Here is a 3,597-nt window from a genome sequence, read left to right on the forward strand (position 1 = left end):
CGGCGTCGTCTGTGGCGTCGGATCCGGTGGAGGAACGCTTCTGGCGCACCGTCGAAGAAGGCGACCTTGCCGCCCTGGAGCACACGCTCGGGGTGTCCGCCCGCCAGGAACTGGAGACCGTGGTACCGGCGTTGGCGGCGTGGCGTCGTGGTCGGCAGGACCGGGCCCGGTTGGACGACTGGCGGTATCGGGTCGCCTGGCGTGCTCTGGATGCACCTCGCGGCGGAAGCGCCGACGGCCCGTGGCTCCTCATCGTCCCCGAGGGACACCGAGCCGAGGAGCTTGTCGAGCAGGTCACTGCCGATCTGGGCGCCCGCGCCCTCGACTGCTCGGTGCTGTCGGTCGACACGGCTGACCCGGATCGCGCGCGACTGGCCGACTCGCTCGCCGGGATCGGTGGAGCCGCTGTTCTCGGGCGGGTTGTCTCCTTCCTCGCGTTGGACGAGACTCCGCTTCCCGGCGATGCCGCCGTGCCTGCCGGACTGGCCGCCGACCTGCTGCTGTTGCAGGCACTCGGGGACGCGGGACTGGACGCACCGCTGTGGTGCGTGACCCGGGGCGGAGTGGGCACGGGTTCCGGCGACGTCCCCTCGTCGCCTGCTCAGGCCGGCGCATGGGGTCTCGGTCGAGTGGCCGCCCTCGAGTTCCCCCAACGGTGGGGAGGTCTGGTCGATCTGCCCGCCGACGCGGCAGTCCAGGCGCTGCCGCTCCTGGTGGACGTTGTTCTGGAGGGTGGCGAGGAGGACCAGGTCGCCCTGCGGAACGGCAGGGTGTACGGCCGCCGCCTCGTACCGGCCCCGGTGGGTGCCGCCTCGCCTCGGCGGACCTGGCGGCCGACGGGCACTGTGCTCGTCACCGGCGGCACGGGCGCGCTGGGTGCACACGTGGCACGCTGGCTCGCTGGCAACGGCGCCGAGCACCTCGTTCTCACCGGTCGCCGAGGGGACGCGGCACATCTCGCGGAACTGCGGACCGAACTCGAGCCCTACGGCACGCGCCTGACCGTCGCGGCGTGCGACATGGCAGACCGCGAGGCCGTGGCGTCGTTGGTGGCCGGCCTGGCCCAGGACGGCACTCCGGTACGTGCCGTGGTGCACGCCGCTGGCGTGAGCGCGCTTCGGTCGATCGCCGAAGCCGGGCTGGACGACCTCGCCGCCACCCTCTCCGGCAAGGTGCTCGGGGCCGAGCACCTGGACGCCGTACTGGACACCGACCAGTTGGACGCCGTGGTCTACTTCTCGTCCATCTCCGGCACCTGGGGTGTCGCCGACCACGGTGCCTACGCCGCGGCCAACGCGATCCTCGACGCCCGCGCCGAACTCCGCCGCGCCGAGGGCGCGCCAGTGCTGTCGGTGGCCTGGGGTCCTTGGGCCGGGGGCGGCATGATCGCCGAGTCGGTGCAGGACGACCTGCGCCGCCGGGGGGTGCCGGTCATCGAACCGTCGACCGCGATCACCGGTCTGCAGCAGGCGCTCGACCACGACGAGACGTTCGTCGCCCTCGCGGACGTCGACTGGCAGCGCTTCGCCGACGTCTTCACGTCCGTGCGTGCCAGCCCGCTGCTCGCGGAGCTGCCCGGGACACGTGCCGCGGACGGTGCGGCTGAGCCGGACGTGGCCGGGACGGGGAGAGGCGCCGCCCTGGAAGAGATGGCCGACCTGCCGCCGAGGCGGCGTGTCGACACCCTGCGCGGCCTCGTCGCCGCCCAGGTCGCGGCCGCGCTCGGACATGCGGACGCCGACGGCCTCAGCAGCGAAGTGGCCTTCAAGGACATGGGGTTCGACTCCCTGACCGCGGTCGCGCTCCGGGACCGGCTCAACCGGACGACCGGACTGAAGCTGCCCACCACCGTGGTCTTCGACCACCCCAGCATCGCCGCCCTCGCGGCGTACGTGCACGACCAGGCGTTCGGCCAGGACGAGCGGACGGCGAAGCCCGCCGCCCGGCCCGAAATTGCCGGCGACGCGAGGGACGACGAGCCCATCGCCATCGTCTCGATGGGCTGCCGATTCCCCGGCGGCGCCCACACGCCCGAGGAATTCTGGCGCCTGGTCAGCGAGGGCGCCGATGCGACTACCCCGTTCCCCACCGATCGGGGCTGGGACCTGACCGGACTGTACGACCCCGACCCGGACCACGCCGGTACCAGCTACGTCCGCGAGAGCGGGTTCCTGGACGATCCGGCCGGGTTCGACGCCGGGTTCTTCGGTATCTCGCCGCGTGAGGCGGCGGCGATGGACCCGCAGCAGCGACTGCTGCTGGAGACCACCTGGGAGACGCTGGAACGCGCCGGTATCGACCCGAAGAGCCTTCGTGGCAGCGACACCGGCGTCTACGTCGGCCTCACCGACCAGGAGTACGCCGACCGACTGCGCGCCGCCTCCGGAGAAAACGAGGGGTATCTCGCCACCGGCGCCGCCGCGAGTGTGGCGTCAGGCCGGGTTGCCTATGCGCTGGGTCTGGAGGGGCCGGCGGTGACGGTGGACACGGCGTGCTCGTCGTCTCTCGTGGCCCTGCACCTTGCCGTACGCGCTCTGCGGGCGGGGGAGTGCCGCCTCGCGGTGGCCGGAGCGGCCACGGTGATGTCCGGACCGGGAGCCTTCGTCGCCTTCAGCCGCCAGCGGGCACTGGCACCGGACGGCCGCTGCAAGCCGTTCTCGGCCGACGCCGACGGGTTCGCCCTGTCCGAGGGTGTGGGTGTGTTGGTGTTGGAGCGGTTGTCGGATGCGCGGGCCAACGGCCATCGGGTGTTGGCGGTGGTGCGGGGTTCGGCGGTCAATCAGGATGGTGCGTCGAATGGTTTGACGGCTCCCAGTGGTGGGGCGCAGCAGCGGGTGATTCGTGCGGCGTTGGCGGATGCTGGGTTGTCGGCTGCGGATGTGGATGCGGTGGAGGCGCACGGTACGGGGACGAGGTTGGGTGACCCGATCGAGGCGCAGGCGCTGCTGGCGACCTACGGTCAGGACCGGCCGGCGGAGCGGCCGTTGTGGTTGGGGTCGGTGAAGTCCAACATCGGTCACACCCAGGCTGCTTCGGGCATGGCCGGTGTCATCAAGATGGTCGAGGCGATGCGGCACGGCACACTGCCCAAGTCGCTGAATGGCCGGAGTGCGTCGCCGTTGGTCGATTGGTCGGCTGGTGGGGTGGAGTTGCTGGCCGAGTCCCGTGAGTGGGTCGCGGACGGGGCTGGTGTGCGGCGGGCTGGTGTGTCGTCGTTCGGGATCAGTGGCACGAACGCCCACGTGATCGTCGAGGCGGACATGCCGGACGAGACCGAAGCGGATGAGGCGCACGAGGGTGACGCTCCGACGACTGCGGGCGGCGATGACGGTTCGTTGGTGCCGTTGTTGGTGTCGGCGCGTTCGGAGGGTGCGCTGGAGGAGTTGGTGGGGCGGGTCTCTGCGTGTGTGGGTGTGGGTGGTGCGCGTGGGGTGGATGTGGCGTGGTCGTTGGTGGAGGGCCGTGCGGAGTTTGAGTGTCGTGCGGTGTTGCGGGGTGGGGAGCGGCTGGCGTGGGGGTCGGTTGCTGGTTCTGCTGGGTCGCCGGTGTTTGTGTTTCCGGGGCAGGGGGCTCAGTGGGTGGGGATGGCGGTGGAGT

The 3,597-nt window shown here is 71.6% G+C and carries 1 protein-coding gene; it reads left to right on the forward strand.

The features are described 5' to 3' along the window. Positions 1-26 precede the first annotated feature (26 nt). The coding region (locus tag ACYVE9_RS19130; protein WP_461029105.1) for an SDR family NAD(P)-dependent oxidoreductase at positions 27-3,597 on the forward strand (3,571 nt) is incomplete at its 3' end.

The sequence above is a fragment of the Streptomyces sparsus genome, from assembly GCF_054776295.1.